This is a genomic window from Paenibacillus thermoaerophilus, assembly GCF_005938195.1.
GTDB lineage: Bacteria > Bacillota > Bacilli > Paenibacillales > Reconciliibacillaceae > Paenibacillus_W > Paenibacillus_W thermoaerophilus.
The window spans coordinates 1-26,900 of sequence record NZ_VCQZ01000011.1 but is presented as its reverse complement, the minus strand read 5'-3'; the positions used below and the strand labels follow the sequence as shown (position 1 = coordinate 26,900).

The 26,900-nt window shown below is 58.8% G+C and carries 27 protein-coding genes and 1 tRNA gene; 22 read left to right on the top strand and 6 right to left on the bottom strand.

Annotated features, from left to right (window positions below; translation table 11 throughout):
* Positions 1 to 28: 28 nt before the first annotated feature.
* Positions 29 to 886 carry a helix-turn-helix domain-containing protein gene (locus tag FE781_RS09235; RefSeq protein ID WP_138789331.1) on the bottom strand — a complete coding sequence of 286 codons (858 nt, stop codon included), beginning with the start codon at positions 884 to 886 and terminating at the stop codon, positions 29 to 31.
* A gap of 113 nt (positions 887 to 999) precedes the next feature.
* Between FE781_RS09235 and FE781_RS09230 the strand changes: the two genes are divergently transcribed.
* The 6 genes from FE781_RS09230 (at position 1,000) to FE781_RS09205 (ending at position 5,713) form a co-directional block, all read left to right on the top strand.
* A complete protein-coding gene (locus FE781_RS09230; RefSeq protein WP_138789330.1) occupies positions 1,000 to 2,079 on the top strand; it encodes a Gfo/Idh/MocA family protein in 1,080 nt (359 codons plus the stop codon).
* A 53-nt stretch (positions 2,080 to 2,132) separates the two neighbouring features.
* Positions 2,133 to 2,921, top strand: a complete 789-nt coding sequence (locus tag FE781_RS09225) for a sugar phosphate isomerase/epimerase family protein (RefSeq protein WP_138789329.1) — start codon at positions 2,133 to 2,135, stop codon at positions 2,919 to 2,921.
* A gap of 252 nt (positions 2,922 to 3,173) precedes the next feature.
* Positions 3,174 to 3,839 carry a PspA/IM30 family protein gene (locus FE781_RS09220; RefSeq protein ID WP_138789328.1) on the top strand — a complete coding sequence of 222 codons (666 nt, stop codon included), beginning with the start codon at positions 3,174 to 3,176 and terminating at the stop codon, positions 3,837 to 3,839.
* A gap of 12 nt (positions 3,840 to 3,851) precedes the next feature.
* Positions 3,852 to 4,256, top strand: coding sequence for a DUF350 domain-containing protein (locus tag FE781_RS09215; RefSeq protein WP_138789327.1), 405 nt, complete (start codon positions 3,852 to 3,854; stop codon positions 4,254 to 4,256).
* Between the two features lie 14 nt (positions 4,257 to 4,270).
* Positions 4,271 to 4,777 (top strand): DUF4178 domain-containing protein, encoded by a 507-nt coding sequence (locus FE781_RS09210; RefSeq protein ID WP_138789326.1) that lies wholly within the window; start codon positions 4,271 to 4,273, stop codon positions 4,775 to 4,777.
* Positions 4,778 to 4,789: 12 nt separating this feature from the next.
* Positions 4,790 to 5,713: a DUF4247 domain-containing protein gene (locus FE781_RS09205; protein ID WP_138789325.1), complete on the top strand. Its 924-nt coding sequence runs from the start codon at positions 4,790 to 4,792 to the stop codon at positions 5,711 to 5,713.
* A gap of 25 nt (positions 5,714 to 5,738) precedes the next feature.
* Here FE781_RS09205 and FE781_RS09200 read toward each other — a convergent pair whose 3' ends face one another.
* Complete coding sequence (locus tag FE781_RS09200) at positions 5,739 to 7,136, bottom strand: hemolysin family protein (RefSeq protein ID WP_138789324.1); 1,398 nt, start codon at positions 7,134 to 7,136, stop codon at positions 5,739 to 5,741.
* Positions 7,137 to 7,425: 289 nt separating this feature from the next.
* Here FE781_RS09200 and FE781_RS09195 point away from each other — a divergent pair, with 289 nt between their 5' ends.
* Together FE781_RS09195 and FE781_RS09190 are read left to right on the top strand one after the other, a co-directional pair.
* Positions 7,426 to 8,715 (top strand): hemolysin family protein, encoded by a 1,290-nt coding sequence (locus FE781_RS09195; protein ID WP_246068128.1) that lies wholly within the window; start codon positions 7,426 to 7,428, stop codon positions 8,713 to 8,715.
* A gap of 208 nt (positions 8,716 to 8,923) precedes the next feature.
* Positions 8,924 to 9,289, top strand: coding sequence for an ArsR/SmtB family transcription factor (locus FE781_RS09190; protein ID WP_138789421.1), 366 nt, complete (start codon positions 8,924 to 8,926; stop codon positions 9,287 to 9,289).
* A 282-nt stretch (positions 9,290 to 9,571) separates the two neighbouring features.
* On the opposite strand, the gene FE781_RS09185 is transcribed toward FE781_RS09190, so the two are convergent.
* Positions 9,572 to 11,530 (bottom strand): methyl-accepting chemotaxis protein, encoded by a 1,959-nt coding sequence (locus tag FE781_RS09185; protein WP_138789323.1) that lies wholly within the window; start codon positions 11,528 to 11,530, stop codon positions 9,572 to 9,574.
* Between the two features lie 256 nt (positions 11,531 to 11,786).
* On the opposite strand from FE781_RS09185, the gene FE781_RS09180 reads away from it, so the two are divergent.
* The 6 genes from FE781_RS09180 (at position 11,787) to FE781_RS09155 (ending at position 18,534) form a co-directional block, all read left to right on the top strand.
* Positions 11,787 to 12,785 carry a PstS family phosphate ABC transporter substrate-binding protein gene (locus FE781_RS09180; RefSeq protein ID WP_246068124.1) on the top strand — a complete coding sequence of 333 codons (999 nt, stop codon included), beginning with the start codon at positions 11,787 to 11,789 and terminating at the stop codon, positions 12,783 to 12,785.
* Positions 12,786 to 12,994: 209 nt separating this feature from the next.
* The gene (gene pstC / locus FE781_RS09175) at positions 12,995 to 13,894 is read left to right on the top strand and encodes a phosphate ABC transporter permease subunit PstC (protein WP_138789322.1); all 900 of its coding nucleotides are present in this window, start codon (positions 12,995 to 12,997) and stop codon (positions 13,892 to 13,894) included.
* Complete coding sequence (pstA, locus tag FE781_RS09170) at positions 13,891 to 14,769, top strand: phosphate ABC transporter permease PstA (RefSeq protein ID WP_138789321.1); 879 nt, start codon at positions 13,891 to 13,893, stop codon at positions 14,767 to 14,769. Before pstC ends, pstA begins: the two co-directional genes overlap by 4 nt.
* A gap of 39 nt (positions 14,770 to 14,808) precedes the next feature.
* Positions 14,809 to 15,561 (top strand): phosphate ABC transporter ATP-binding protein PstB, encoded by a 753-nt coding sequence (pstB, locus tag FE781_RS09165; RefSeq protein WP_138789320.1) that lies wholly within the window; start codon positions 14,809 to 14,811, stop codon positions 15,559 to 15,561.
* A gap of 19 nt (positions 15,562 to 15,580) precedes the next feature.
* The gene (gene phoU / locus FE781_RS09160) at positions 15,581 to 16,240 is read left to right on the top strand and encodes a phosphate signaling complex protein PhoU (protein ID WP_138789319.1); all 660 of its coding nucleotides are present in this window, start codon (positions 15,581 to 15,583) and stop codon (positions 16,238 to 16,240) included.
* Positions 16,241 to 16,293: 53 nt separating this feature from the next.
* Positions 16,294 to 18,534 (top strand): GGDEF domain-containing protein, encoded by a 2,241-nt coding sequence (locus FE781_RS09155; protein WP_138789318.1) that lies wholly within the window; start codon positions 16,294 to 16,296, stop codon positions 18,532 to 18,534.
* On the opposite strand, the gene FE781_RS09150 is transcribed toward FE781_RS09155, so the two are convergent.
* Positions 18,527 to 19,285 (bottom strand): HAD family hydrolase, encoded by a 759-nt coding sequence (locus FE781_RS09150; protein ID WP_138789317.1) that lies wholly within the window; start codon positions 19,283 to 19,285, stop codon positions 18,527 to 18,529. The genes FE781_RS09155 and FE781_RS09150 overlap by 8 nt on opposite strands.
* 102 nt (positions 19,286 to 19,387) lie before the next feature.
* Here FE781_RS09150 and polA point away from each other — a divergent pair, with 102 nt between their 5' ends.
* The 5 genes from polA (at position 19,388) to FE781_RS09125 (ending at position 24,872) form a co-directional block, all read left to right on the top strand.
* On the top strand, positions 19,388 to 22,048 hold the full coding sequence (gene polA, locus FE781_RS09145; RefSeq protein WP_138789316.1) for a DNA polymerase I: 2,661 nt from the start codon (positions 19,388 to 19,390) through the stop codon (positions 22,046 to 22,048).
* 18 nt (positions 22,049 to 22,066) lie between these two features.
* Positions 22,067 to 22,909, top strand: coding sequence for a DNA-formamidopyrimidine glycosylase (gene mutM / locus FE781_RS09140; protein ID WP_138789315.1), 843 nt, complete (start codon positions 22,067 to 22,069; stop codon positions 22,907 to 22,909).
* A gap of 81 nt (positions 22,910 to 22,990) precedes the next feature.
* Positions 22,991 to 23,656 (top strand): sporulation membrane protein YtaF, encoded by a 666-nt coding sequence (gene ytaF / locus FE781_RS09135; protein WP_138789314.1) that lies wholly within the window; start codon positions 22,991 to 22,993, stop codon positions 23,654 to 23,656.
* Between the two features lie 14 nt (positions 23,657 to 23,670).
* The gene (gene coaE / locus FE781_RS09130; RefSeq protein ID WP_138789313.1) at positions 23,671 to 24,270 is read left to right on the top strand and encodes a dephospho-CoA kinase; all 600 of its coding nucleotides are present in this window, start codon (positions 23,671 to 23,673) and stop codon (positions 24,268 to 24,270) included.
* Entirely contained in the window at positions 24,267 to 24,872 is a 606-nt protein-coding gene (locus FE781_RS09125) for a lytic transglycosylase domain-containing protein (protein WP_246068123.1), read from the top strand. Before coaE ends, FE781_RS09125 begins: the two co-directional genes overlap by 4 nt.
* A gap of 49 nt (positions 24,873 to 24,921) precedes the next feature.
* Here FE781_RS09125 and FE781_RS09120 read toward each other — a convergent pair whose 3' ends face one another.
* A complete protein-coding gene (locus tag FE781_RS09120) occupies positions 24,922 to 25,149 on the bottom strand; it encodes an alpha/beta-type small acid-soluble spore protein (protein WP_138789312.1) in 228 nt (75 codons plus the stop codon).
* 105 nt (positions 25,150 to 25,254) lie between these two features.
* On the opposite strand from FE781_RS09120, the gene nrdR reads away from it, so the two are divergent.
* Positions 25,255 to 25,719 (top strand): transcriptional regulator NrdR, encoded by a 465-nt coding sequence (gene nrdR, locus FE781_RS09115; RefSeq protein WP_138789311.1) that lies wholly within the window; start codon positions 25,255 to 25,257, stop codon positions 25,717 to 25,719.
* 153 nt (positions 25,720 to 25,872) lie between these two features.
* Positions 25,873 to 25,945, top strand: a tRNA-Ala gene (locus tag FE781_RS09110).
* Between the two features lie 56 nt (positions 25,946 to 26,001).
* Here the strand turns inward: FE781_RS09110 and FE781_RS18130 are convergent.
* Positions 26,002 to 26,130, bottom strand: coding sequence for a transposase (locus FE781_RS18130; protein ID WP_138789418.1), 129 nt, complete (start codon positions 26,128 to 26,130; stop codon positions 26,002 to 26,004).
* Positions 26,131 to 26,415: 285 nt separating this feature from the next.
* Between FE781_RS18130 and FE781_RS09100 the strand changes: the two genes are divergently transcribed.
* Complete coding sequence (locus FE781_RS09100) at positions 26,416 to 26,733, top strand: serine hydrolase (RefSeq protein ID WP_246068122.1); 318 nt, start codon at positions 26,416 to 26,418, stop codon at positions 26,731 to 26,733.
* Positions 26,734 to 26,900 lie beyond the last annotated feature (167 nt).

Genomic DNA, 26,900 nt, shown 5'->3' with positions numbered 1-26,900 from the left:
CCCCTCCTACTCGATTGCTGGCCGAACGTCAGCGGCCGGTCATGCGGCGGCGAAATTCGTTGGGCGAGCATTTGTTGTATTTGCGGAACATCTTGTAGAAATGCGCCATGTTCGGCATGCCGATCGCTTCGCCGATGTCGGCCACGTTCATGTCCCGGGTGAGAAGAAGACGCTCGGCGCGTTTGATTTTTTTCATATTGACGTAATCGGAGAACGAGAGGCCCATCACTTTTTTGAAATATTTCACGAAATAATAATAGCTTAAATTGACGGTGCGGCACGCGTCCTCCACCTGGACGCGCCCGTCGATATGGGATTCGACGTAGTCGAGCGCCGGCTGCAGGCGGATGATGTCGGCCGAACCCGAAGCGTTCAGCAGCTTCCGGTCGTCCCGGCGGATCAGCGTCAGCAGGATTTGTTTGATGAGGACGGCGATGGCGATCTCGTACCCGTCCTCCTTGCGAGACCATTCCCGATGGACGCCGACGACCGCCCTGTGCACCTCGGCGCGGGTGTCGGGCTGCTCCAGGAACATGTAGTTGAGGCGGCTCAGCGGCTGCTTCGCTTCCGTGAACAGATGCAGATACGGGATCAGGCTCATATCGAGAAATTTTTTCAGTTCGATCTGCAGCACCACGACGGACGTGCCCGGATGGGAGATGTCGCGGTGGAGCTGGTTCGCCCCGATGAGCATGACGTCGCCGCTCTGCAGAACGGCGTTGCCGTCGTCGGTGAACACTTCCATCTTGCCGGCTTGCACCGCCAGCATCTCCAGCTCGCGATGATAATGCCAGCGTCCGTCCCCCAGCTTCTCGCGAAGAGACGAAAACACCTTCAAGGACAGCAATGGGTTTTCATACAGCACCTGTTCGTTGTAATGTTCCATGTTGATCTCCCCGCCACGACAAAATTGCATATAAGGAGGGCTATTTTCACCATAGGTTTAAAGGTCTGGACACCGTATACTCTATTGTAGTAACCACGAGGAGGTTTTGTCCAATGTCCAAGCTGAAAATCGGCGTAATCGGCTGCGGAGGCATCGCTTTCGGCAAGCATTTGCCGAGCCTGTCCAAACTGGAGGACGTGGAGCTGGTCGCGTTCTGCGACATCGAGCTCGACCGGGCCGAGCGGGCCAAAAAAGAATACGGAGCCGAAGGCGCGAGGGCCTTCACGGACTACCGCGAGCTGCTCGCGATCTCCGAGATCGACGTCGTGCACGTCTGCACGCCGAACGACTCCCATGCGGAAATTACCATCGCCGCTCTTGAGGCGGGCAAGCATGTCAACTGCGAGAAGCCGATGGCCAAAACGGCGGAGGGCGCGAGAGCGATGCAGGCGGCCGCGGAGCGGACAGGCAAGCTGCTGACCATCTCGTATCAGAACCGGTTCCGCGCCGACAGCCAGCATCTCAAAAAACTGGTCGAACGCGGCGATCTCGGCGAGATCTATTACGCCAAGGCGCATGCGATCCGCCGCCGCGCGGTGCCGACCTGGGGCGTTTTCCTTGACGAGGACAAGCAGGGCGGCGGCCCGCTGATCGACATCGGCACCCATGCGCTGGATCTGGCGCTTTGGCTGATGGACAACTACGAGCCGAAGGTCGTGCTCGGCCGCGCGTTCAAGAAGCTGTCCCAGCGCGAGAACGCGGCGAACGCCTGGGGGCCGTGGGACCCGAAGAAGTTCACCGTCGAAGATTCGGCGTTCGGCATGATCGTGATGAAGAACGGCGCCGTCATCCAGCTTGAATCGAGCTGGGCGATCAATCTGGTGGATTCCGCCGAAGCGAAGGTGACGCTGTGCGGCACGGAAGCGGGCGCCGACATGGCGGACGGCCTCCGCATCAACGGCGAGGACATGGGCAAGCTCTACACGAACAAGATCGAACTGGACGGCAAAGGCGTCGCATTCTACGACGCGAAGGGCGACGATCCGGCGCTGAACGAGATGCGCCAATGGATCGACGCCGTACGCGGCGGCGGCACGCCCGTCGTCACGCCGAAGCAGGCGCTGGTCGTATCGGAGATTCTGGAAGCGATCTATGAGTCTTCGCTTAAAGGCGAAGCGGTTTCGTTCATCTGATTAGGGAAGCCGGACGGGCGCAAGGACCCGTTCGGGAAAGGAGCGGCAGCACGATGAAATTGGGAATCATCTCGAGCCCGACGGCCGAAGGCATTCGGAAAGCGGCGGCCCGCGGACTGGAGTTCGTGGAGTTCTGCATCAATGTGGATCAGGACGTGGACGCTTTCGAGCGCAGCCTGCCGGAGCTGGAGCAGGCGTGCCGGGAGACGGGAGTCGCCGTCGGATCGGTCGGCCGTTGGGGATCGGACCGGATCGGCGAAAACGGCGTCAACGAGGAGGAGTTCGCCATCTCCTGCCGGCTGGTGGATGCGGCCGCGCGTCTGGGCTGCGGCGTGTTCGTAACCGGCGTCAACTACGTCGAAGGCATCAGCCTGTACGACAACTACCGGCACGCGATCGCTTACCTGGAGCGGCTGATCCAATACGCTTCCGGACGCGGCGTTCGCGTCGCCGTCTACAACTGCCGCTGGAACAACTTTATTGTCGGCGACGAGCAGTGGCGGGTTGTGCTCGGCCATCTGCCGGAGCTGGGCATCAAGTACGATCCGTCGCATGCGATCTATGACGGTGCCGATTATTTGAAGGAGATGCGGGACTGGGGCGAACGGTTCTACCACGTTCATATCAAAGGCTCCGTCCGCATCGGCGGCGAACGGTTCGACGATCCGCCTGCCGGGCTGGACCAGACCGATTGGGGCACGTTTATGGCGGTGCTGTACGCCAAAGGCTATGCCGGCGGCCTGAGCATCGAGCCGCATTCCCGGACGTGGACCGGCGAGCTGGGCGACCGCGGGATCGACTTCACGATCCGTTACATGAAGCGGCTGCTGTTCCGCGACTGAGGCGAAGCCGGAAGACTCCGGTTTTGCCGCCGGGTCGGGGCGGCTATACAAGGACTGCGGGGAGCATATCACATCCCCGGCAGTCCTTTTTTTGCGGCGGCCGGGACGTCTGCCGATGCGGGACACGGCGGAATGAACGGTCCGAATTGTACATATGCGCTGTTCCCGTTTGAAACGTATTGCGATACGCTACGTATGAATGGGTAATCAAACCGTTCATCATCGAACGTAACATTCCAAGGAGGAGTTGCCATGAGCATCTTCAAAAGGCTTCGCGACCTGACTCTGGCGAACATTTACAGCCTGATCGAAAAGGCGGAGGACCCGGTCAAACTGACGGATCAATATCTCCGGGATATGCAGGAAGACCTGGAAGAAGCCGAAAAAGCGGTAGCGGCGCAAATCGCCCTCGAGAAAAAATTCAAGCAGTTGTACGAGGAGCAAGCCGCTCTGGTGAAGAAGCGGGAAGAGCAAGCGCATCTGGCCGTGCAGGCGCAAAATCTCGACCTGGCCCGCCGCGCGCTGGAGGAGAAGAAAGCCGCCGAGGCGAAGATGAACGATTACCTCGCCTCTTACGAGAAAAACAAGGCCGCCGCGGACAATCTGCGCGAGAAGCTCGACGAGATGCGCAAACAGATCACGGAGCTGAAAAACCGCCGAGAGACGCTGGCCGCCCGCGTCAACGCCGCCAAAGCGCAAAAAACGATCAACAAAGCGATGACGGGCCTGGATTCGAGCAGCGCGCTCGCCGGATTGAACCGGATGGAGGAGAAGGCGCGCCAACTGGAGGCCGAAGCCGAAGCGAGCGGCGAAATTTACAAGAAGGAGAAATCGCTCGACGACGAGTTTGCGGCACTCTCCAAAGACAAAGACATCGAGGAAGAACTCGCCGCCCTGATTAAAAAATACGAGAGATGACGGTGACTCCGGATGACTTGGATGAACGTGGCCGCGATGCTCGTCTGGACGGGCTGCGGCGTCATTTTGCTGACGGTCCTCATGTGGATCGACTCGCTGATGACCAAATACAGCGATATTGCCGAAATGAAAAAAGGCAACGTGGCGGTTACAACCCGCTTTATCCTGAAGCTGTTCGCGCAAGGCTATATTTTGGCCAAGTCGATCGCCACCTCGAACAGCTTGTGGGAAGCGCTGCTCGTGTCGGCGGTGTCGTTCCTGATCCTGCTCTTGATCGAGACGATTGTCGAGCGGCTGTTTAAAGCGATGGGCGGGCTCGATCTCAACGACGGCACCAAAAACGCCATGGTCAGCCACGGGCTGCTGGCCGGCTCGCTGCACGTAACGGGCGCGCTGATCATCGCGGCGTGCTTGTAGGAGCGTGAGCGGGCATGAGTTTATGGAAACGCGTGAAAAATCTGATATCCCCTCCCCCTACGCCCAAGCCGGAGCGGACGGTGTTCGACAGCGTACCCGGCGACATTCTGGAAGTGTCGCTGGTCACGTACGAAGTCATCGGCCGCACGTATTATCCCGCTCGCGGCAGCGTCCTGCTGACGCTGAGGGACGGCGCCGACATCCGGTATTTGACCGTCGACAAGCGGGAGCATCTGCAATACGAGCTGTACTCGGCCATCGACGGACGGCTCGATTCCTTTGACGAAGTGCCGACCACGCTTGAATTGGACGGAATCGATTACATGCTGGAGGAACGCTTTAACTGCCGGGTCGTGACGCAGGGCTCGACGCCGTTCCCGTCAGGCGGCGAGCAATATGTCTGGAACTTCCAGTCCGACAATCGCAAGCAATTGCGCGTTGAGTGGCAGGATGGCCGGTTTATGCTGTACGAAGGGGAAAGCGTGCTGCCGGCCGACATCGCCATGCTGAGAGGGACGTAGGAGGTGACGCGGTTGCGGCGTTCATGGTTAGGTTTGAAAGGGCTGCTGATCGTCAGCTTGCTCGCGTCGCTCCTTTCGGGGTGCGGTGCGGCGAGCGCGGGGACATCGGCCGGGGCCGATTATCCGTTGGAGTCCGTTGCGGGCGAAGGGGACAGTTGGTCCAGAGTGTACCGGGCCGCCGGCAAATCGGTGCCCGAAGTAGCCGACGAGATGGCGGCGGCGGAGAAGCCGCAGGAAATCTCCGAGCGTCAGACGGAGCGCATGTTCCTGGTCTATCCGGACCGATGGGTGCACCTGCAGCAGGACAAGGAGAAGCCCGAAGATACGCTGATTGAAATCTCCAGCCGGAACTTCGTTCAGCAGAACTACGATCCGTCTTTTATCCAGACGTATTTTGCGGCGGTTGTCGTATCGGAACTTATCGACGAAGTATTTGATGCGGTCGAGAAAAGCAAATACGGCAAATACCGCGGGTATGCGTCGAAGGATACGTACAAGCCGATCGGCAGCTACCGGAAGCCGACAACGCAGGAAATTCAATCGGTCCCGCCGCCGGTCACCAAGCAGGGAACCGGCTCGATCGTCCGACGCTCCGATTCGGGCAAGGTCGGGAGCGCGCCGTCCGCAAGCGGAAGCTCCGCGGGTTCGGGCGCGGCGGGCAGCCAATCCTCGGCTTCCGTCTCAAGCGCGAAGTCGGCGGATACGGGCAAAAAGCCGTCGGTCGGAGACGGCGGCAGCGTGACCAAAAAGGAAACGCCCAAGTCTTCCGCCTCCGGTTCGTCCGGTTCGATCATTCGAAACAACAGTTCTTCGTCGAAGGTGCAGTCGAACGGCAGCTCCGGTTCCGCGAAGAAGTCGATTACGAGTCCGCCGCGCAACAACTCTCCCCCTAAAACGACGGTGGGAAGCCGCGGCTCCATCTCCAGAAGAAAATAAGCGGTTCGATTCGCCCGCGGCACAGTCAGGTTGTCCGCGGGCGTTTCCTATGCCTGGGGGTTATTTCCGGCACGGAGCCGACCGGGGTCCGTTCCTGTTCGTCTTCGTCTCCGTCTGCCGCGTCTTCGGCCTCGCTCTTCGGCAACCGGCGCAGTTCCACCTTGCGAATCCGGTGCCGGTCTTTCTCCCGGATGAGGATGGATAAGTCGCGGTAGCGCCATTCGACGCCTTTTCGAAGCTCGGGGTTCAGGTGATACACCCAACCGCCGATCGTGCCGAGGTCTTCGCTCTCGATGTCGGAGCCGAGCAGATTGTTCACCTCATCCAAAGTGACTTTGCCGTCGAACAGGAAGTGGCCCTCGCCAAGCTGCTGAATTTCCCGGGATTCGTCCGTATCGAACTCGTCCCGGATCTCCCCGACAATTTCTTCGAGAATGTCTTCGATCGTAACCATGCCGCTTGTCCCGCCGTATTCGTCCACGAGGATCGCCAGGTGCGTTTCCTCCGCCTGCATCATTTTCAGCAGCTTGTTGACGGGAGTCGCTTCCGACACGGACAAGACGGGATGAATCAAATCCTCGAAGCGGAATCCCGGCTGGTCGTATTTCAGGAAAAACTGCTTGGTGTTGACCATGCCGATGATGTTGTCTTTGTTCCCCTTCACGACCGGAAAACGGGTGTATTGTTCCGTCCGGATCGTCTGCAGATGCTCTTCCAGGGAATGCTCGGCGTAGAGGCAGATCATGTCGATACGCGGGACCATAATTTCCCGGGCAATAAGATCGTCGAAAGCAAAAATCCGGTTCACGTAACCGTACTCGCTTTTGTTGATTTTGCCGCTTTTGTAGCTCTCGGCCAGAATAAGGCGAAGTTCCTCCTCCGAGGGAGCTTCCTCATGCTCCTGCGCAGGCTCCATGCCGAACAGGCGGACCAGCCGGTTGGCCGATCCGTTCAGCAGCCAGATGAAGGGGAACATCAACTGGTAAAAGCGGATAATGATCGGCGCGGCTTTCAGGCTGATCCATTCTGCTTTATGGATGGCGGCTGTCTTGGGCGCGAGCTCCCCCAGCACGACATGAATGTACGTAATCAACGAGAAGGCGATCAAAAACGACAGTGTCTTGTTGACAGCGGGGGACAAGCCGAAATGGGCGAACAGGGGATGCAGCAAATCCGCAACCGTCGGTTCCCCGAGCCAGCCGAGTCCAAGGGCCGTTATTGTGATACCGAGCTGGCAAGCGGATAAATAGCCGTCCAAATTATGTTGAACGCGCTGAATGGCAAGCGCGTTTTTGCGGCCTTCCAGCACCAGTTGATCGACCCGGCTTGGACGAATTTTGATTATGGCGAATTCGGTTGCCACAAAAAACGCCGTAGCGGCAAGCAAAACCGCGACAAGCGTCAGATTGGCGGCATAACCCAATGGAAATCGCCCCCATTTCTCTTGAAATTCGGCCGAATTCGGTCGTTTCGTCTTTATTATGCGATTTTCGCCTCAACACCATCCTTTTGCGGCGGTTCGGCCCTGATTGCGCGACGATAATCGTTTTTTCGAGAGGATCGCGGTTTGACGCATATTTTTGACAGAGGCTATAATAAAAATAAACCATATTTTAAAATCGAGAAGACCGAGGAGGTGGATCCTGTCTCCGTCCGATCGGCATGGGGGCAGGGAAGTATTGGGCGATGGTGATCCTTTTAGTTGGTGGTATTTGCTCCTGGTGATTGTATTGGTGCTCCTGAACGGCTTTTTCGTCGCGGCGGAATTCGCGGTGGTGAAGGTCAGGGGCAGCAGGCTCGAAACATTGGCGGCCGAAGGCAATCGGCGAGCCAAGTTCGCGCAAGGCATCGTGAACAACCTGAACGCTTATTTGTCGGCGTGCCAGCTCGGCATTACGCTGACATCGCTTGCGCTTGGGTGGGTGGGAGAGCCGGCAATCTATGCGGTGATCGAGCCGTTATTTCCGAGGTCGATACCGGAGCCGATAATATCAACGATATCTTTCGTGATCGCGTTTTTCATCATGACGCTGATCCATATCACGATCGGGGAGCAAGTGCCCAAGACGTATGCAATCCGCCAATCGGAAAGGGTCACGCTTTGGACTGCGGCGCCGATAGTCCTGTTTTATAAAGCGATGTATCCTTTTATCTGGATGCTGAACGGCCTTTCCAACTGGATGCTCAGGCGCGCCGGAATCGAACCGGACGCCGACCACGAATCCGTGCATACGGAGGAAGAAATCCGCGTGCTCATCCATGAGAGCCACAAAAGCGGGTTGATCGACAATACGGAGATGACGTTTGTCGATAATATTTTCGAATTTTCCGAGACGCATGCGCGGGAAATCATGGTGCCCCGCACCGAGATGGTCTGCCTGTACGCGCAAGAGCCGCTCGCGGATATGATCGATCTTGCGATGAAGGAGCCGCATACGCGTTATCCGGTGTGCGATCCCGACAAAGACAATATTATCGGTTACGTCCATCTGAAGGACTTGATGAAGGCCGAGCCGGACGGAGGTTTGCGTGCGGTCGTGCGTCCGCTGCTGAGCGTGCCGGATTCGATCTCCATCAGCGTCCTGTTGAAAACGATGCAGAAGAACCGCACCGAGCTGGCGTTGCTGATCGACGAGTACGGCGGCACGTCGGGTCTCGTCACGATCGAGGACATTCTGGAAGAGATTGTCGGGGAAATCCACGACGAATTCGACGAAGCGCGGCCGAGCATCGAGCAGCGCGGCGAATCGACTTATTCGGTGGACGGTTTGCTGCTGATCGAAGATTTTAACGGTCAGTTCGGCACGGATATCCCGAACGACGTATACGACACGATCGGCGGCTGGGTGTACGCGCAGCTGGAATCGGCGCCGAATGTGAAGCAATCCATCTCGCATGAAGATTTTGATATCATTATTGAAGAAGTCGATAATCGCCGGGTTTCCCGGGTGTTGATTCAGTTTCGGGAGAAGCAGGATGTATCGCTTGAGGATGTGTCCTGATTCGGCCGAAACGGTCGGATAGATGGTAAACCGGAACGGGCCGTTCATCTGGACGGCCTGTTCCGGTTTGACCGCATTGCGCGGCGACCCGCCGAAGGCCGCCCCGCGCACGGCGTTCCCCCGCCAGGCGCGCGGTTGCGTGGCAAGTCTGCCTTCCGTCTGCTACAATGGTAACAGTAACGGTTACGGACAAATCGGAGTGGTCGATATGGAACTGGAGAAGCAAGAGCTGTGCGATGAGCCGTGCTCCGGCTCGCATGACGGATTGGGGCCGATCCGGGAGAAGCTGCTCGACGAGACGGCCGCGGCGCAGATGGCGAATTTGTTTAAAGCGCTGTCCGACCCGACCCGGGTGCGCCTGATCCACGCTCTGCTGCAGAAAGAGTTATGCGTGCATGATCTCGCGGCCGTACTTGAGATGGGACAATCGGCAATCTCCCATCAGCTTCGGCTGCTGCGCAATCTGCGGATCGTCAAGCGGCGCAAGTCGGGCAAGACGGTTTATTATTCGTTGGACGATACGCATATGGAAGAAGTATTTGTCCAGACGCTGGCGCACTTGAAGCATGAATAACGGATGAGAGCGCGTATCGGCGGTGCGGGTCCGCCGTTTGGACGAAGCGGTTCCCGCGATGGATATGGCGACAAGGATAGCTGCCGCGTGTCCCCCGCGGGACGGCACATAAGTCGAAAAGTTCGACTTGCGCGGGGAAAATGCGGCCGCTTGCGGGAAATAAGTCGAAAGTGTCGACTTGCGCAGACGAGCGGCCGTGCATGCCAATAAGGCGGGTTGAGCCGGAAGTCATCGCCAGATGACTTGCCGGTCAGCCCGCCTTTTTCCGGCCGCGAATCGCGGCTACAGCAATACCGGCTGCTTCTCCGCCGACTCCGTTCGCGCTCCGGATCGGTCTTCGCGCGGGGATGCGGCATCCGCCGGCGGCTTCGAGTCCGGATTCGAAGCCGCCGCTTTGCCCGGTTCGGCCTGCTGCGGCGCGGCATCCCCCGCGTCGGGCGTCTCTTCACGCAGCCGCGCTTCAGCCTCCTCCGCCGTCGGGCGATTCCGCTCCGACTCCTCCCCGCCTGCGTCTCCTCCGGAAGCTTCCTCGGCGAGCCGGAAACGCCGAATCTCCTCGAACAACTGATGCGCAAGCTGCGCCATCTCCTGAGACTGCCGCGCAATGTCGCGGATGGAAGCGTCCTGCCGCACCGACGACGCGTTCACTTCCTGCACGCCGGCGGCCATCTCTTCCGCGATCGCGGCCACCTGCTCCGATGCGGCCAGCAGCTCGCGATTTTGCCGCTCGGCCTCGGCGACTTGACCGGCCGCGGTCTCGATCCGGCCCAGTATCAGCCGCATGGACTGCTCGATCTCGGCGAACGACCGGGCCGTCATCTCCAATTGCTCGTTCAGGCGCAAGCCGCTGTCGGACAACTGCTTCATCAACCGGCGCGATGAGACGATGCCGTCGACGAGCGCGCCGAGGTTGGCCGCTATCGTCTTGGACGAATCGTGCGTCTCCTGGGCGAGCTTGCGGACCTCTTCCGCAATCACCGCGAACCCGCGTCCGTGCGCGCCGGCTCGGGCTGCCTCAATCGCCGCGTTCAGCGCGAGCACATGCGTCTGCGAAGAAATTTCAGTGACCGCCTGCACGATCTTGTGCGTCTGATGCGAATTCGCAGCCAGCGAATCCAGCGCTTCGTCCAGCTTCTCCATCCATTCGCCGGACTGCCGGGAAGCCTCGCGCAGCCGGTCGACGGCTTCGGCGCCGTCCAGGGATTTGCAGGAAGCGTCACGGCTGAGCTCCATCATCGTCTGCGCCAGCCGGCCGATATCCTTCATCCGGCTGTCCAGCTCCAGCATGCACGAATGGCTCCGCTCCGCTTCGTTCGCCTGGCGGTCGCTGCCGGCCGCAATCTCGCCGATGGCGCGGATCGTATCGGCGTTCGCCTCGGCGGTCGTCCGGGAGAAGCGTCCAAACGATTCGGCTTGCGTGGTCAGAGCGGCCGCGATCCGTTGCGTATGCCGAAGCATCTCGGAGAAGTTCTCGACCATCCGGTCGAACTGTTGGCTGAGGAGCCCAAGCTCGTCGTTCGAGCTTGAGCCGATCCGGTGCCGGAGGTCGCCTTCGGCCAGCCGTCCGACCGCCTGCTGCAGACGGCGGATCGGCTTCATATACGACCGGATCATCACTGCCGCAATCGCGGCAGCCAGCAGGAGAGCGAGCAGCGGCGCGACAACCGCCTGCTTCTCCGTCGCTTCGACTTGCATCAGCGTCGCCGCAGCAGCGGCCGTCGAGTTGGCTTCATACGATTCGATAAAGCGGTCGACCAGCTCGAACACCGTCTCCTGATGCGTTTGCGCCCCTTCATGAATATGCCGAAGAATCGTCACGTAGCTGTCCGCTTGAGCATGGCCCAACTGCGTCTCCGCCAAAGCCATCATGTTGGCGTATTCTTCCCCCGTCATCGTCAGCCGGGCCCGCCAATCCCGTTCTTCCTTCGTCAGAGCCGTAGCGCCCACTTGCTCGATCAGCGATTTCATCTCGTCCGCCCTCGCCGAGTAGGAAGCGATCAGCTTCTGATCCCTGCCGACCAAATAACCCGACAGCAAAATGTTCATTTCCTGCACCTTTTGCTTCAGTTCGTAAGCGAGCCTCGTTCTCTGCTCCTGGACGCTCTGCTCCCGGAAGCTGTCCTTCAAGCTCCCCAGCCGATATAGATGAAGCCCCGATACGACGGCAAACAGCGCCAACAGGACGGAGTAGCCGGCTATGAGCTTATGCGTCAGCGTGATGCCCGATTTTTTCTTGAACATCGAGTAAGCCACCCTTCTATCCGCGGATTTTCCACGATTATCTAATCTTTATGATAGAAAAGGACTATTAACGGCGTATCAACAAATGGAAAGAAATTGGTCGCGCCGGCGGCCAAAATGTCGGTTGAGCCCTATGAAAATAGCGATAAGTTTTACACTGCGTTTACAAAACGTTGAAATAGCGAAAACAGTGCGGCGTTAAGATGACAACTGTGAGCGAAAAAATCAAAACGAAGCCAATTGAGGAGTGGTCGAATTGTTTAAATCGTGGAAAAAGGGCGGCATCGTCCTGAGTTCGGTCGTCATGGCGTTTACGATGGCCGCTTGCGGAGACAAAACGGATAACAACGCTTCGGCAGGCGGATCGGCGTCCCCGTCGGCGACGGCTGAAGCGACAAAAGCACCCGAGACGAAACTGTCGGGTTCGATCAAAATCGACGGATCGTCGACGGTCTACCCGATCTCTCAAGCGGTGGCCGAAGAGTTCATGAAAAAACATAAAGACGTTCAGATTACAGTCGGCCTGTCCGGATCGTCCAACGGCATCAAAAAGCTGATCTCGGGCGAGATCACGATCGCAGACTCCTCGCGCAAAATCAAGGACGAAGAGAAAAAACAACTGACCGACAAAGGCCAGGACACGGTCGAAATGCCGGTCGCGTTCGACGGTATTACGGTCGTCATTCACAAAGATAACGACTGGGCCAAAGAAATGACGGTCGAACAACTGAAGAAAATCTGGGAAAAGAACAGCACGGTGAAGCTGTGGAGCGATGTCGATCCTTCCTGGCCGAAAGAGCCGATCAAGCTGTACGGCCCGGGAACAGCTTCCGGCACGTTCGAGTTCTTCACGGAAGCGATCAACCACACGGCCAAAGAATCGCGCACGGACTTCACGCCGTCCGAGGATGACAACGTGCTGGTCAAAGGCGTAAGCTCCGACAAATACGCCATGGCTTACTTCGGATACGCCTACTACCTGGAGAACAAAGACAAGCTGCAAGCCGTCGCCATCAAAAAAGACGCCAACTCGCCTGCGGTCGCGCCTTCCATCGAGACGATCGAAAAAGGCACGTACGCTCCGCTGAGCCGTCCGGTTTTCGTCTACCCGCTGAAGAGCGAGCTGGCTAAGCCGGAAGTCAAAGAATTCCTGAAGTTCTACATGAGCGCGGAAGGTCAAAAGCTGGTCGAGCAAGTCGGCTACATCAAGCTTCCGCAAGCGATGTACGACAAAAACCTGGAAGCTTTGAAATAATCCCGATTCAAAAGCGTTCCGCATGCCAATGAAATAAGGATGACATGGCACTCCGCAAGCGAAAGTGTGGGAGTGCCTGTCGTCTTGTATGCCGCACTCACATTATGAAGCGGAGGATAGTCGTTATGGCTGTAAAACGGGAAGCCTTTCCCAAGGTTCCATCGCCCGAATCGCCGGCTTCGCAAAACCGAGCGGCTAAGGGCTCCAACATGAACCTGAAGCTCAAAGCGCCGCTGTTCAGCGCCGACCGGATTATGCCGAAGATCCTGCTCTTGTTCGCCGTCATGTCGATCCTTACGACGGTCGGGATCGTTGTGATATTGATTACGGAATCGGCCGGGTTTTTCCGCGCCGTGCCGATCTGGGATTTCCTGACGGGAACCGAATGGACGCCCCTGTTCGCCGAGCCGAAGTTCGGCGTGCTCCCGTTGGTCGGCGGCACGATGATGATCACGCTGATCGCGTCTGTCGTCGCGCTGCCCATCGGGTTGTTCAGCGCCATTTACCTCAGCGAATACGCGCCGGACCGCGTTCGTCACGTGCTGAAGCCGGTGCTTGAAATATTGGCCGGGGTTCCGACGATCGTATACGGATTTTTCGCCTTGAACCTCGTCACGCCGATTATCAAATACTTCTTGCCGCAGACGGATACGTTTAACGCGCTCAGCGCGGGCATCGTCGTCGGCATCATGATTATCCCGATGATCTGCTCCCTCAGCGAAGACGCGATGAGCGCCGTGCCGAAGCCGATCCGCCATGCGGCTTTCGCATTGGGAGCGACCAAGCTGGAGGTCGCCTGGAAGGTGGTCGTGCCGGCGGCGTTCTCCGGCATCGTCGCCTCGTTTGTGCTCGGGTTGTCCCGCGCGATCGGCGAGACGATGATCGTCGCCCTGGCGGCGGGCGCCATGCCGAACCTCAGTTGGAACCCGCTGGAGAGCATGGAGACCTTGACGGCTTATATCGTCGCGGTCAGCGGCGGAGACACGCAATACGGCTCGGTGGAATACCGGACGCTGTATGCGGTCGGCATCACGCTGTTTGTCATGACGCTGGCGATGAACATCTTGGCGGGCTACATCTCCCGCCGCTTCCGGGAGGAATATAAATGACCGCATTTCAGAACAGCGAGGCCGAACTGCGGCGGATTCACCGCCGCAAGCGGATCAATTCGTTCGCTCACGGTTTGTTTTTCGCTTCGACCACCGTCGGCGTAATCGCTCTCGCCACGCTGCTCATCCAGGTCGTCAGCCAAGGAGCGGGCTGGCTCGATTGGAGCTTCCTGACGGAATTTTCGTCGCGCATACCTTCGAACGCGGGCATCAAAGCGGCGTTTTTCGGAACGCTGTGGCTGATGGCGATTACCGCTCCTCTTACCTTTATGATTGGCGTCAGCACGGCGATTTATTTGGAGGAATACGCGAAGGACACGAAAATCAGCCGCATCATCCAGACGAATATTTCCAACCTGGCGGGCGTGCCGTCGATCGTCTACGGATTGCTGGGCTTGACGATTTTCGTTCGTTTCTTGAACTTCAAAGACAGCATCCTGTCCGGAGCGCTGACGATGACGCTGCTGGTGCTTCCGATTATTATCGTGGCCGCGCAGGAAGCGATCCGGGCCGTTCCCGTGTCCCTGCGGCACGCCTCGTATGCGCTTGGCACGAACCGCTGGCAGACGATTCTTCGCGTCGTGCTCCCGTCCGCATTTCCGGGCATTTTGACGGGCAGCATCCTGTCGCTCTCGCGCGCGATCGGGGAGACCGCTCCGCTGATCGTCATCGGGGCGGTCGGCTACGTGGCGTTTACGCCGACCAGCGTATTCGACCGGTTCACGGTGATGCCGATGCAGATCTACACCTGGGCGAGCCAGCCTCAGGCGGAATTCCAGAACGTCGCGGCGGCGGGCATCATCGTGCTGCTGATCATGCTGCTGGGCATGAACGCGTTCGCGATCTACCTGCGCAACCGATTCCAGCGCAAATAAACCCTTGCCAGGGTCTAACCATATAGCGGAGGGGTCTACATGGCCATCGTTGAAATCGAGAAATGCAACCTGTATTATACCGATTTTCATGCCTTGAAGGATATCAGCATGGCGATCGAAGAAAAATCGATCACGGCGTTTATCGGGCCTTCCGGCTGCGGCAAGTCGACGCTGCTGCGGACGCTGAACCGGATGAACGACATGATCAAGGGGGTTCGGATCGAAGGGCGGATCGCCATTCACGGAACGAACATCTATGATCCGGACGTCAACGTGGAGATGCTCCGCAAAAACGTCGGCATGGTGTTCCAACAGCCGAACCCGTTCCCCAAGTCGATCTACGACAATGTCGCCTACGGGCCGCGCATCCACGGAATCCGCGGCAAAGCGGAGCTCGACGAAATCGTCGAGCGCAGCCTGCGCGGAGCGGCGCTCTGGGACGAAGTGAAGGACCATCTGAAGAAATCGGCGTACGGCTTGTCCGGCGGTCAGCAGCAGCGCCTCTGCATCGCCCGCGCTCTGGCCGTCAACCCGGAAATTTTGCTGATGGACGAACCGACGTCGGCGCTCGATCCGATCTCCACGCTGAAGATCGAAGAACTGATTCAAGAGCTCAAAAACAGCTATACGATCATTATCGTCACGCACAACATGCAGCAAGCGGCGCGCGTCTCCGACAAAACGGCTTTCTTCCTGAACGGGGAAGTGGTGGAGTACGCGGATACGGTGAAGCTGTTCTCCAATCCGGAGGATCAGCGCACGGAAGATTACATTACCGGCCGATTCGGCTGATGAACCCGGAGGGGAACATATGGCGAACCGTCAGCAGTTTGAGACGAATCTGAACGATTTGAAAGCCGTGCTCATCGAGATGGCCGGCAAGGTCGAGCGTGCCATACAGGAAGCCGTGCAGTCTCTCCAGGAGGGCGATCAGCGCCTGGCGCAAAAGGTCATTCAATCCGACCCCGAGATCAACTCGCTGGAGGAGAAGATCGACGAGATCGGCACGAATCTGATCGCCACGCAGCAGCCGGTCGCGAAGGACCTGCGGCGCATTATCGTGGCGTTCCGCATCGCCTCGGATTTGGAGCGCATGGCCGATCTGGCCGTCGATATCGCCAAAGTAACGATCCGGATCGGCGATCAGCCGCTGATGAAGCCGCTGGTCGACATTCCGCGCATGGCCGAAATCGCCCAGTTGATGACGGCGGAGAGCATCCAGTCCTACATCAACGAGAACGTCGATCTGGCCTACAAAATGGCGCTGATGGACGACGAGGTCGACAAGCTGCACTCGCAGATCATGCGGGAGATGTTCGTCTTCATGGTGGAAAATCCCAAGATCGTCAACCAGGCGATTCTGCTGTGCTTCGTCAGCCGCTATCTCGAACGGATGGCGGACCATGCGACGAATATCGGCGAGAGCGTCGTTTATCTCGTGCGGGGCAAGCGCCCGGATTTGAACACGTAACCGGGCATGCCCGGCCGCGTCCCCTCATCCTGTTGCAAAAGGGATCAACCATCATGAAATCTTGGACTCATCCTCGGGATTCCTTGCCGATTGCGGAAGGGCTGGCCGGCAGGCTGGCCCTCGGCCCTGTCGGTCTGATTGCGTTGGATCTGGATGGAACCGCTTCGTTCGACCGCAGCAGGGATGCGGCCGTCCGGGAACAGCTATTGGTTCGGCTCCGGCAGTTTGCCCGTGAACGGCAAGACGGATCCGACCGTCTGTTTGACGATTGCGAGCTTGGCGGAGACATTTATCTGTACGCCCATTATCCGGGGGCGGACGAACGGGAGGCCGCCGGCAAGCTTGCCGCGCTGGCGGAGTCGATCCGGCTGTACGCGGAGCGCGAGCTGCCCGAGAGTTTCCGCGCGGATGGGCGAAGCCTTCAGATCGGCTTCGCGATCATCAGGCCGGATGACGGCCGGGACCTGGCGTCTGCGGTCTATTCGGCCATGAAGCGCTCGCTTCGGGAAGCCGGGAGCGTGCCGGCCGATTCGGAAGAAAGCGAGCTCGGCAAGCTGTTTGCCGATATTCTCGACGAACGCGCCATTCAATCCGTGTTTCAGCCGATCGTGTCGCTGGCCGATTCGTCGGTGTTCGGTTACGAGGCGCTGACCCGCGGACCGGCGGGTTCGTCTTTCAACTCGCCGCTGCCGCTGTTTCAGTTCGCCCAACGGTCGGGAGGTCTTCACAAACTGGACCGGTTGGCCCGGGAGAAGGCGATCGAAGGCTTCCGTCCGGCGCATGACCAGCAGAAAATTTTCATCAATATTCCCGCCCAAATCATCCACGACCCGCAATTCACGCCGGGCGAAACTCTCCGCATCCTTGAACGGACCGGCATCCGGCCCAGGCAAATCGTATTCGAGATTACCGAACGCAGCTCCATCGAAGACTTCGACACCGCCAAAAAAATATTGCGCCATTACCGCAGCCAAGGCTATCAGATCGCCATCGACGACGCTGGCGCCGGCTACTCCTCCCTGCAGGCCATCGCCGAGCTTCAGCCGGATTTCGTCAAGATCGACCGCTCGCTCATCGACCGGGTGGACAAGGAGAAGACGAAGGAGCATCTGCTGGAGATGTTTGTGTCCTTCGCCCGCAAGATGAATATCCGGCTGGTGGCCGAAGGAATCGAACGGCGGGAGGAATTGATGAAAGTCGCGCAGTTGGGAATCCACTTTGCCCAAGGGTATTTGCTGGGCCGTCCCCATGCCGAGCTGAAGGAGCCCGACGAAGAGCTGAAGCGGATCATCTCTGGCAGCCACCGGCTGTCGCCGGCATCAGGCGGTTCGTTGCGAATCGGCGCATTGGGCACTTCGATCGCGACGTTCGACTGGCAGGAACCGATCTCGTCGGTGGCGACATTGTTCCGGGAGCAGGAGGACGAACAGGGGGCTGTCATCGTCCGGGATCAAAGGCCGGTAGGACTAATGATGAGGGAAAAGCTGTTTCAGCAGCTTTCCGGCCAGTATGGCGTGTCCTTGTTCTGGAACCGTCCGATTTATCAACTGATGGACCCGCATCCCCTGGTCGTCGACGAAAGCCTGCCGATCGAGCAGGTCTCCCGTATGGCAATGTCCCGCGACAGCAACAAGCTGTACGACTACGTCATCATCTCACGGGAAGGGAAAATTGCCGGCGCGACGTCCATCCGGGATATTCTGGAGAGGGTGACGCACGAGCGCATGGAGCAAGCCCGCGTCTCCAATCCGCTGACGGGCCTTCCCGGGAACCGGCAGATCCAGCGGGAGCTGCGCAGGCGAATCAGCCTCGCGCAGCCGTTCTCCGTCATTTACGCCGACCTCGACTATTTCAAGTGGTTTAACGACCGGTTCGGCTTCCAGCGCGGCGACGAGCTGATTCAATACACGGCGGAAGCGATCCGGCAGGCCGTGTACGGGAGCGGGGAGGCGGACGATTTTCTCGGTCATATCGGAGGCGACGATTTTATCGTCATGACGGGCGCGTCCCGCCCGGAGACGGTGTGCGAACGGATCATCGAGATATTTGAACGCGATATCGGCGCCTTTCTGGGAGAAGACGCAGGTCCTGTTCTCGACCGGGAGGGCAATCCCGTGAACAGCGGCGGAATTCACGTCTCGTTGTCCCTCGTGGTCTGCAGGCAATGCGTCGGTCTGACGCCGGAAGCGATCTCGGAAGCGGCAGCGTCGCTCAAGAAGCAGGCCAAAGCCAAGCCGGGCAGCGTTTTCGTCTGCGGCTGCTTCGGACAGCAGCTTGAGTCCGATTTTACATAAACCCGAGAAGCTGTCCGAGACTCCGGACGGTGACGATGCGGCGTATCCCTGCTTTCCGCAGGGATATTTTTTTGTCGGCGGACGGCAAAATCCAGACGGCGTCCATGCCCGCCTGGGTGGCTCCGACGACATCGTTCCGCCAGGAGTCGCCGACCATAACCGCGCCGGAAGGCGGGACGCCCAGCGATTCGCTGACCGACAGGAACGCCTTCGCCGCGGGCTTGCGGGCGCCTGTCCGATGGGGCGTGAAGATGCGGTCGGCAGGGAAGTAGGCGGTCAGGCCCAGTTTTTCGAGACATTCGCTCTGATCCGCCCGGAACCCGTTGGAGAGGATGGCGAGCTGATACCGTCCGGACAGCTCGGAGATGACACGGAGAGCATCCGGGACGGCGACCGCTTCGCGGGCCTGGTGGGATTTGAGTCCGGCAAAAAACGAATGGGCGAACGACGGCGTGACTTCCAGCGGATACGGCTTCAAGGCGTATGCCAAGCAAGCGGTCCGCGCCTCGAACTTCTCGCGCGTGCGGAGCAGGGAGCCGCGCTTTCTCCTCCATTCGGTCATGTAGCGGTTTTTGACGTCGGCGGGGTTCCAGTCCGGCCAATCCGACGACCAGCGGGCCGTGAACTCCTCCAGCGTCTTGGCGAAGCAATGCTCCAACGTCCGCTGCCGGTCGATCAGCGTATTGCTGACGTCGAAGATCGCCAACTTTTTCGGGGAAGGGAAGAACCGGTTATGTTTATTGCCGTTCATGCGGAATCACCTCGGTTTTCCTTCCTACAACCTTATGCGGGAGAGGGCCAAATATGCTATGATGGATGGTATGGACGCGCACGGCAAAGGAGGAGTGGGTTGATGCGCAAGCTGGTAGTGATCGACGGCAACAGCGTGGCTTATCGGGCGTTTTTCGCTTTGCCCGCCTTGAGCAATTCGAGCGGCCTTCACACGGGAGCCGTGTACGGCATGACTACGATGCTGCTGAGGCTGATCGAGGAGGAGAAGCCGACGCATTTTCTCGCCGCGTTCGACGCGGGCAAAGTGACGTTCCGCCACTCGCAGTACGGCGAATATAAGGGAGGGCGGCAAAAGACGCCGCCGGAGCTGTCCGAGCAGTTTCCCGTAATCCGCAATCTGATCGAGGCGATGGGCATCCGCCAGTTCGAGCTGGAGGGCTACGAAGCGGACGACATCATCGGCACGATAACGAAGCTGGCGGAGCAGGATGATGTGCAGGCGGTTGTCGTCACGGGCGACAAGGATATGCTGCAACTGGCTTCGGAGCGGGTGACGATCGCCCTCACGCGCAAGGGGGTCAGCGAGATCGAGCGGTTCGATCCGGCCCATATTCGCGAGGTGTACAATCTCGCGCCGGACCAGATCCGCGATCTGAAGGGGCTTATGGGCGATGCGTCCGACAATATCCCCGGCGTGCCCGGAGTCGGGGAGAAGACGGCGCTGAAGCTGCTGCACGAGTACGGCACGGTGGAGCAGGTGCTGGCGCATGTCGACGAGCTGAAGGGCAAGCTGCGGGAGAATATCGCCAACCATGCGGACGACGCGCGGATGTCCAAGGAGCTGGCGACCATCTTCCGGGAAGTTCCGATGGAGGCCGATTGGGACGCGCTGCGGTTCGCCGGGCCGGACAAGCCGAAACTGGCGGAACTGTTCCGCAAGCTGGAATTCCGTTCGCTGATCGACAAGCTTGATCTGGGAGGCGGAGCGGGAGCCGAACCCGCCGAGAGCGACGAGCAGGAGGAAGCGCTTGAGGTCGTCAGGGTGACTGCGGACCGGCTCGGCGACCTGGTGAAGCGGCTCGGCGAGGTGAAGGCGTTTGCGGCCGAAGTCACCGGCGACAATCCGCATACGGGCGACGTGCACGGCCTGACCTTCCTGGCCGGTCAGACCGCTTATTACGTGCCGTTCGGGCTGCTGGCCTCGGACGAAGCCTCCGCGCTTCGCGAGTGGCTGGCCGATCCGGAGATCCCCAAGATCACCCACGACGCCCACCGGACGGAAGTCGCCCTTCACTGGCGCGGCCTGCCGCTTCGGGGCGTGGCGTTCTGCACGATGCTGGCCGGCTATTTGCTGGACCCGACGGAAGCGGGGCATACGCTGGGCCTGCTGGCGCGCAAGTACGAATGCGGCTCCGTGCCCGAGAACGAAGACGTGTACGGCAAAGGCGCGAAGTTTAAAGTGCCGGACGAGCAGACGCTTGCCGCCTTCGGCGCCCGCCGCGCGCTTGCGATCTCGCGCCTGGAATCCAAGCTCTCAGAGCTGCTGAAGCAGAACGGCATGGAGTCGCTGTATCACGAGCTGGAGCTGCCTCTGTCGGGGCGTCTGGCCGCGATGGAGACGACGGGCGTGCGGGTCGACGCCGGGGCGCTCGAAGCTTACGGCGAGGAGCTGAAACAAAGTATCGCCCGCCTGGAGAAGGACATTTACGAGCTGGCCGGCACGGAATTCAACATCGGCTCCACCAAGCAGCTCGGCGAGATTTTGTTCGACAAGCTCAAGCTGCCGGTCGTCAAAAAGACGAAAACCGGCTACTCGACCGACGCCGAGGTGCTCGAAAAGCTGGAGCCTTACCATGATATCGTGAAGCATATTTTGCATTACCGCCAGCTTACCAAGCTGCAATCGACGTATATCGAGGGTCTGCTGAAGGAGGTCCGGCCGGAGACGGGCAAAATTCACACCTACTACCAGCAGACGATCGCGGCTACGGGGCGGCTCAGCAGCCAATTCCCGAATCTGCAGAACATTCCGATCCGGCTGGAGGAAGGCCGCAAGATTCGCCGGGTGTTCGTGCCGTCGGAGCCGGGATGGGTCATCCTGGCCGCCGACTACTCGCAGATCGAGCTCCGCGTGCTCGCGCACATCTCCGGCGACGAAGGGCTGAAGGAAGCGTTCCGGACCGGCCTCGACGTGCACACGAAGACGGCGATGGACGTCTTCGGCGTAAGCGAGGACCAGGTTGACGCGAATATGCGCCGGCAGGCGAAAGCCGTCAACTTCGGCATCGTCTACGGCATCAGCGGCTTCGGCCTGTCCCGCAACCTCGATATTTCGCCGAAGGAGGCCGAGGCGTTTATCAAGCAGTATTACGAGACGTTCCCCGGGGTGCGCGCCTACATGGACAATATCGTCGCGACCGCGCGCGAACAGGGTTACGTCACGACGTTGCTGAACCGCCGCCGGTATTTGCCGGAGATCAAGGCTTCGAACTTCAATCTGCGCTCGTTCGCCGAGCGGACGGCGATGAATACGCCGATACAGGGCACGGCCGCCGACATTATCAAGCTGGCGATGGTGAAAATCGCGGACCGGCTCGAATCGGAAGGGCTGTCCAGCCGCATGCTGCTAACGGTGCACGACGAATTGGTGTTCGAGGTTCCGCCGGACGAGCTGGAGACGATGAAGCGGCTCGTGCCGGAAGTGATGGAGTCGGCTCTGGAGCTGGACGTGCCTCTGAAAGTGGACGTAAGCTGGGGAGACAATTGGTACGAAGCGAAGTGAGAAAGGAGAGACGGCCGGATGCCGGAATTGCCTGAGGTCGAGACGGTACGCCGGACGCTGGAGAAGCTCGTGTCGGGCAAGACGATCGAGTCCGTAACCGTCCGTCTGCCGCGGATCGTGCGCCGCCCGGACGATCCGGAAGCGTTCGCGATGCTGCTGGCGGGGCAGACGATCCGTTCGATCGGCCGGCGGGGCAAATTTTTGCGGTTCGTGCTCGACGATTACGTCTTGTTGTCGCATCTGCGCATGGAAGGCCGATACGGCGTCTATCCCGCGGAGGAGCCGGCGGAAAACCATACGCACGTTTTCTTCCGGTTTACGGACGGCCTGGAGCTTCGCTACCGGGATGTCCGGCAGTTCGGAACGATGGATGTGTTCCCGATCGGGGAGGAATGGCGTTCCGAGCCCCTGCATAAACTGGGACTGGAGCCGTTGGACGAGTCGTTTACCGTACAAGCCCTTCGCAACGCGATAGCCGGGCGGACGACGAAGCTGAAGCCGCTGCTGCTGAATCAGGAGATTGTCGCCGGACTCGGGAACATATACGTCGACGAAGCGCTGTTCGCTGCCGGACTACATCCGGAGCGGACGGCGGACTCGCTTACGAGGTCCGAACTGAACCGCCTTCACGAAGCGATCGTCCAAACGTTGACGGACGCCGTGAACGCAGGCGGCTCGTCGATCAAGTCGTACGTCAACGGCCAAGGCGAGATGGGCATGTTCCAGCAGCAATTAAACGTGTACGGCCGCAAAGGCCAGCCTTGCGTCAAATGCGGCGGACCGGTCGAGAAGTTTGTGCTGGGCGGCCGCGGCACGCATATCTGCCCGGCCTGCCAGCCGGTCCGGAAAAGGAAAAGGTAACTCCGCACCTTGGGCGCGCTCGCTCCATATGATAGGGAAGAACCCGGCAGGGAAGTTCCTGGAGCGAGGGAGTGGTGCGGCGTGTGGCCGACAGTCTTGTTGTTGGCGTTGGCGGTCAGTCTGGACGGATTCGGCGCAGGCGTCACGTACGGCTTGCGCAAAATCCGCGTTCCCTGGTTGTCGGTGGCGATTATCGCCGTCTGTTCCGGCGCGGTTATCGCGCTGTCGATGGCCGTCGGCCGGCAGCTCGAAGCGGCGATCGATCCGCGCTGGGCGAAGGTGCTGGGCGCATGGATCTTGATCGGCATCGGCTGTTGGGCGCTTGTCCAGTTTCTGCTGCGGGGGAACAAGGAGACGGCAGAAGCGGCTTCCTTGCGTCCGGAGGACGCCGACATACAGGAAACTTGCGTATTTCATTGGGAATGGAAATCCGTCGGATTGGTGATTCGCATCTTGCGCACGCCGTCTCTGGCGGACATGGACCGGTCGGGGACGATCACTTCCGGCGAGGCGTTGTGGCTTGGTCTGGCGTTGTCTCTGGACGCCTTGGGGGCGGGGATCGGAGCCGCCTTGCTGGGATTGCCGGTCCTGGCGACGTCGGCCGGCATCGCGTTGGTCAGCGGCGTGTTTATCGCGGCGGGGCTGCAGATGGGATATTGGCTGTCGCATGTGCGCTGGATACGGAAGCTGGCGCTTCTGCCGGCGTTCCTGCTTATCGTGCTGGGCGTCAGCAAATTGTTCGGTTGAAAAGAGGTGAAGGCATGCGAATCGGACTTACGGGCGGCATCGCCTGCGGCAAAAGCACAGTGGCGGCGATGCTGGCGGCGAGGGGAGCGGCGATCATCGATGCCGACCGCGTCGCCCGCGAGGTGGTGGAGCCGGGCAAGCCGGCTCTCGCCGCCGTCGCGGCGGAATTCGGGCCGGGTGTGTTGGACGAGAACGGCGGACTGAACCGCAAGGCGCTTGGGGCTATTGTCTTCGCGGACGCGAAGAAACGGCGCAAGCTGGAGAGCATCCTGCATCCGGCCATTCGGGAAAGAATGGACAAGCTGGCGGAGGAAGCGGAAGCGCGCGATCCGGACGCGATCGTCATCGCGGATATCCCGCTGCTGTACGAGAGCGGGCTCCAGGATCGGTACGAGCGCGTGCTGGTTGTTTATGTTCCGCCGGAAATCCAGCTTCGGCGCTTGATGGAGAGGGACAAGCTGTCCGAAGCGGAGGCCCGAAGCAGATTGGCGGCCCAGTGGCCGATCGATCGCAAGCGCGAGCTGGCCGACGACGTCATCGACAACAGCGGCACCCTGGAAGAGACGGAAAGGCAGCTTGATGCCTGGTGGCGCAAGCTCGTGGCCCGGTCATGAGGGTGATGCGAACGCTCGGTGCGATGCGGTCCTCCCGCGTATTCCGGCTGCGGAAGCGCTGGTACGCCCTGCTGCTGGTACTGGTGGTCTTGGGGTTGTTCGCCCGATCCGAGTGGCTGTTCAAATGGATGTATCCGATTCATTACGAGGAATTGATCCGATCCGAAGCCGAGAAGCATCAGGTTGACCCTTATCTGGTGGCCGCGATCGTCCAGGTGGAGAGCAGATACGATCCCGCCCGGCGATCTTCCAAAGGCGCGGTCGGCCTTATGCAAATCATGCCCGATACCGCCAGATGGGCGGCCGAAGTCAAGAAGATGCGGATAGATGCGGTTGCCTATCTGCACGATCCGGCCGTGAATCTCGATATCGGATCTTGGTACATATCCTCCCTGATCCGTGAGTTCGACGGAAACCATACGGCCGCGATCGCCGCTTACAACGGGGGGCCGGGCAATGTGAGACAATGGCTCGCTTCCGGCGTCTGGGACGGGACGCTTGACGGAGCGAAAGCGATCCCGTTCGGGGAGACCCGGCATTTCGTGCAGCGCGTTTATTATTTTTGGGACAAGTATCATCGGGTATACGGCCCGCCGCAATAGCGAAAACCGGTCGCTCCTTCGAGGACCGGTTCCGCTTTAAGCGTCATAATTATTTCGCTTGACCGGCTTGACCAGCCAATTGTTGTTCGGCGATTTGTACGAGGCGGCGAGTGATGTTGCCACCGATCGCGCCCGTGTCGCGAGTTGCTACGTTACCCATGTAGCCATCTTGCGGGATAGCGATCCCCAGCTCTTGAGCCACTTCGTATTTCAGTTGGTCGAGGGCGTTCGAGGCTTGAGGTACTACCAGCGTATTGCTGCTGTTGTTTCTAGCCATGTTGTTCACCTCCTTGCCGTTGGTAGTCCTATTATGTGCGGCTCGATTGAGGCTATAACAGGGAAAGTCCGGTAACACAAGAAAGGACAAAGGAGGTTATCCGCGATGAGATGTCCATTTTGCGATCATTCCGGCACCAAGGTGCTTGACTCCCGCCCGGCCAACGACAACCGGTCGATCCGCAGGCGGCGCGAGTGCGAGCGCTGTCTGCGCCGGTTCACGACGTTCGAGATGGTGGAGGAAACCCCGTTGATCGTCATAAAAAAGGACGGCAGCCGGGAAGAATTCAGCCGGGACAAAATGCTGAGGGGCCTGATCCGCGCCTGCGAGAAGCGACCCGTGTCCGTAGAGACGCTGGAGGGGATCGTCAGCGAAGTCGAGAAAGAATTAAGAAGTCACGCGCACGCTGAAGTGGAGAGCCGGGAGATCGGCGAGCTGGTGATGAAGGAGCTGTACCCGGTGGACGAAGTCGCCTACGTGCGGTTCGCGAGTGTATACCGGCAGTTCAAGGACATCAACATGTTTATGAAGGAACTGAATGAGCTTTTGATTCGTTCGCCGCAAAATTGATCGGCGACGTTAGGGAAGGAAGCGGCATCCCGCAGGCGGGGTGTCTTTTTTGTTGCGCCGGAATTTTTTCAATGCGGATGCTTCCCGATTGTTGACAATGATTCAATTGGCATGATATTATACATCTTGTCGCTGTTGAAAAGACAAGCATTTGGGGCCATAGCTCAGCTGGGAGAGCGCATCGCTGGCAGCGATGAGGTCAGGGGTTCGATCCCCCTTGGCTCCATAAATGAAAGTCGATCCGAAGGGATCGACTTTTTTGTTGTATGCCCAGCATGGGCGTCATCCCTTAGCCCAAGGTTCCCATCGAACGGAACACCAAGCGAACTCATGTAAGGCATTCCGAAAAGGTTTCACGCATGAGGTTCTCCTTCGTGCTTTGCAGTACTTACCGCTTTGAAATGCGGCGATGAACCGGCTAGTGCTTGTACTCCCGAAGCTGAAGTGAACAGTGAACGATTATCACCCCATTCAGCTAAAAGGAATTTGAGGATTATGTGCAATCCGAAGGATTTCCTCCGCTTTTGACTCCGGTGATTTATGACGAAGGTTAATCAAGACTTTGCAAAGCTCTTCCTCGGAGGTCCACATTAAAACGGTGCAGTCATTTTTATTCAATTCCATGCATATTATATATCATATGATATATAAATAATGATATTTAATGTGCCATTAAAGGGGATGGGAGTGAGTGGCATGTTGAGAAAAGAGCTTGTCAAACAAGAGATTGAGGGAAATCTTGAGAGGAAAGTCGCATCGGATCCGACGCTTCATAATGTACAATTGCTCATCCATTCGGATAAGCTAGATATCCATTGGCTTATGGCTGCGGGAAAAACAGATGAGGGATTGGCTCATCCGCATCAGCCCTTTCACACGGCAAGTGTCGGTAAGACGTTTACTTCAGTAATCGTAGCTAAACTGGTCGAAAGCGGACTCGCCAAATTTGAAGATCCCGTTGCTGATCATGATAGCGTCCCGTCAAGTGGTGTAAAATCGATTTCTACTTTGTGACTCATATTTATTTCTGCAAGAGCATAGCAGACGTTAAAAGTGGATCACTGTCAAGAAAGTGGACACAACTTTTATCCTGCCTGGAGTTGCTCATAGTACCTTTTTTCGTACAAATACGGAGTCAGATAACCGATCGACGAATGGATACGGATGCGGTTATACTCCAA

What these genes read in the sequence shown, in the direction of transcription:
- FE781_RS09230 (WP_138789330.1), top strand. Translation starts at nt 1,000, where the DNA reads ATGTCCAAGCTGAAAATCGGCGTAATCGGCTGCGGAGGCATCGCTTTC.
- FE781_RS09150 (WP_138789317.1), bottom strand. Translation starts at nt 19,285, where the DNA reads ATGAACGGCAATAAACATAACCGGTTCTTCCCTTCCCCGAAAAAGTTG.
- FE781_RS09210 (WP_138789326.1), top strand. Translation starts at nt 4,271, where the DNA reads ATGAGTTTATGGAAACGCGTGAAAAATCTGATATCCCCTCCCCCTACG.
- FE781_RS09100 (WP_246068122.1), top strand. Translation starts at nt 26,416, where the DNA reads ATGTTGAGAAAAGAGCTTGTCAAACAAGAGATTGAGGGAAATCTTGAG.
- nrdR (WP_138789311.1), top strand. Translation starts at nt 25,255, where the DNA reads ATGAGATGTCCATTTTGCGATCATTCCGGCACCAAGGTGCTTGACTCC.
- FE781_RS09120 (WP_138789312.1), bottom strand. Translation starts at nt 25,149, where the DNA reads ATGGCTAGAAACAACAGCAGCAATACGCTGGTAGTACCTCAAGCCTCG.
- coaE (WP_138789313.1), top strand. Translation starts at nt 23,671, where the DNA reads ATGCGAATCGGACTTACGGGCGGCATCGCCTGCGGCAAAAGCACAGTG.
- FE781_RS09155 (WP_138789318.1), top strand. Translation starts at nt 16,294, where the DNA reads ATGAAATCTTGGACTCATCCTCGGGATTCCTTGCCGATTGCGGAAGGG.
- FE781_RS09235 (WP_138789331.1), bottom strand. Translation starts at nt 886, where the DNA reads ATGGAACATTACAACGAACAGGTGCTGTATGAAAACCCATTGCTGTCC.
- polA (WP_138789316.1), top strand. Translation starts at nt 19,388, where the DNA reads ATGCGCAAGCTGGTAGTGATCGACGGCAACAGCGTGGCTTATCGGGCG.
- mutM (WP_138789315.1), top strand. Translation starts at nt 22,067, where the DNA reads ATGCCGGAATTGCCTGAGGTCGAGACGGTACGCCGGACGCTGGAGAAG.
- pstA (WP_138789321.1), top strand. Translation starts at nt 13,891, where the DNA reads ATGACCGCATTTCAGAACAGCGAGGCCGAACTGCGGCGGATTCACCGC.
- FE781_RS09225 (WP_138789329.1), top strand. Translation starts at nt 2,133, where the DNA reads ATGAAATTGGGAATCATCTCGAGCCCGACGGCCGAAGGCATTCGGAAA.
- phoU (WP_138789319.1), top strand. Translation starts at nt 15,581, where the DNA reads ATGGCGAACCGTCAGCAGTTTGAGACGAATCTGAACGATTTGAAAGCC.
- FE781_RS09220 (WP_138789328.1), top strand. Translation starts at nt 3,174, where the DNA reads ATGAGCATCTTCAAAAGGCTTCGCGACCTGACTCTGGCGAACATTTAC.
- pstB (WP_138789320.1), top strand. Translation starts at nt 14,809, where the DNA reads ATGGCCATCGTTGAAATCGAGAAATGCAACCTGTATTATACCGATTTT.
- FE781_RS09125 (WP_246068123.1), top strand. Translation starts at nt 24,267, where the DNA reads ATGAGGGTGATGCGAACGCTCGGTGCGATGCGGTCCTCCCGCGTATTC.
- FE781_RS09215 (WP_138789327.1), top strand. Translation starts at nt 3,852, where the DNA reads ATGACTTGGATGAACGTGGCCGCGATGCTCGTCTGGACGGGCTGCGGC.
- FE781_RS09185 (WP_138789323.1), bottom strand. Translation starts at nt 11,530, where the DNA reads ATGTTCAAGAAAAAATCGGGCATCACGCTGACGCATAAGCTCATAGCC.
- pstC (WP_138789322.1), top strand. Translation starts at nt 12,995, where the DNA reads ATGAACCTGAAGCTCAAAGCGCCGCTGTTCAGCGCCGACCGGATTATG.
- FE781_RS09190 (WP_138789421.1), top strand. Translation starts at nt 8,924, where the DNA reads ATGGAACTGGAGAAGCAAGAGCTGTGCGATGAGCCGTGCTCCGGCTCG.